This window comes from Vibrio sp. YT-18 (genome assembly GCF_033337345.1).
GTDB lineage: Bacteria > Pseudomonadota > Gammaproteobacteria > Enterobacterales > Vibrionaceae > Vibrio > Vibrio alginolyticus.
This window is the reverse complement of the sequence record NZ_JAWOQO010000110.1, coordinates 1-1,400: the sequence shown is the minus strand read 5'-3', so window position 1 is coordinate 1,400 and position 1,400 is coordinate 1. Positions and strand designations below refer to the sequence as shown.

Below are 1,400 nucleotides of genomic sequence, written 5' to 3'. Positions count from 1 at the left end.
CTCTATGACGTGATGTGTGATGCGTTAGGTATCAACGGTAAAACCAGTGATGTTGCAGCGATTCAACCTACGGGGATGCAACCCGATTTGAGCCGGACGATTCGTGTGGAGTTTATGGCACACGTCAACCCAGATATGCCGTGGGAGTTTAAGCCGAAAGTCATTTCGATGAATGTTCATCCAGGTGAGGTCGTGCAAACTGAATACTTGGCATTTAACGAAAGTGGACAAAGGCTGGTGGGGCAGGCGGTGCCTTCCGTTTCTCCCGGCAACGGTGCTGCTTACTTCAACAAAATAGAGTGCTTTTGTTTTACGCAACAGCCGCTGGATGGAAAGCAGCACGCTCAGATGCCATTGATTTTCTATATTGAGCCCGATTTGCCGGACTCAATACATACATTAACGCTGTCTTATACACTCTACAAACTTCCTCCTCCCACAGGCAGTTAGCCTCTCAAGGAGTGAGATACAGGCCAAATAGTGTCTGTAAGGAGAGAACTGATGAGTAATAAACCTGGAACCTATTACGTTCCTGCTCAAAGTAGTTGGCCGATCATTGGCGCGTTTGCTCTGTTTTTAGTCGCCGTCGGTGCGGGCATGACGGTGCAAGGTACTCAAAGCGATGGTGCGGTCGGTGTTGTTGGTCGCATTGTGCTTGCCGTAGGCTTTTTGTTTCTGCTTTACATGTTGGCAGGGTGGTTCAGTAACGTCATCACCGAATCGTTGACGGGCAAATACAGCGCGCAGATCACTCGATCATTTCGTCAGGGGATGAGTTGGTTCATCTTTTCAGAAGTGATGTTCTTTGGCGCGTTTTTCGGAGCGCTGTTTTACGCCAGAATGGTGTCTGTCCCTTGGTTAGGAGGGGCTGATAATAACCTCATGACCAATGAAGTATTGTGGCCAAGCTTTGAAGCAATGTGGCCGCTCACGACAACGCCAAGTGGGGAAAGCACCCAAGCGATGCCTTGGCAAGGTATTCCGCTCACTAACACCATTATTTTGCTTCTCTCTTCTATCACGTTACACATGGCACACATCAGTTTGGAGAAAAACCGACGCACAGCGTTAGTCGTGTGGCTTGAAATCACCATCGTGTTGGCGGGCTTTTTCTTGTTCTATCAAGCCAAAGAGTACATTCACGCTTATCAGGAAATGGGGCTCACGCTTCAATCGGGGGTTTATGGCAATACGTTCTTTATGCTTACTGGTTTTCATGGCATGCACGTTTGTCTTGGCACCATATTCTTAACTGTATTGCTGTTTAGAATCGCGAAGGACCACTTTTCTCCTACCAACCATTTCGCATTTCAAGCAGGCAGTTGGTACTGGCATTTTGTTGATGTGGTATGGCTATGCCTGTTTGTTTTTGTCTATCTGTTGTCTCTACAGACCCCCCA

Annotated in this window: 2 protein-coding genes; both read left to right on the top strand. The window is 47.8% G+C overall.

The window, feature by feature from the left end; translation table 11 throughout:
- Window positions 1-450 (top strand): cytochrome c oxidase assembly protein (locus R7M72_RS24715; RefSeq protein WP_318056415.1); only part of this gene is annotated, 450 nt, incomplete at its 5' end.
- 51 nt (window positions 451-501) lie between these two features.
- A partial coding sequence (locus R7M72_RS24710; RefSeq protein WP_318056414.1) for a cytochrome c oxidase subunit 3 occupies window positions 502-1,400 on the top strand: 899 nt, incomplete at its 3' end.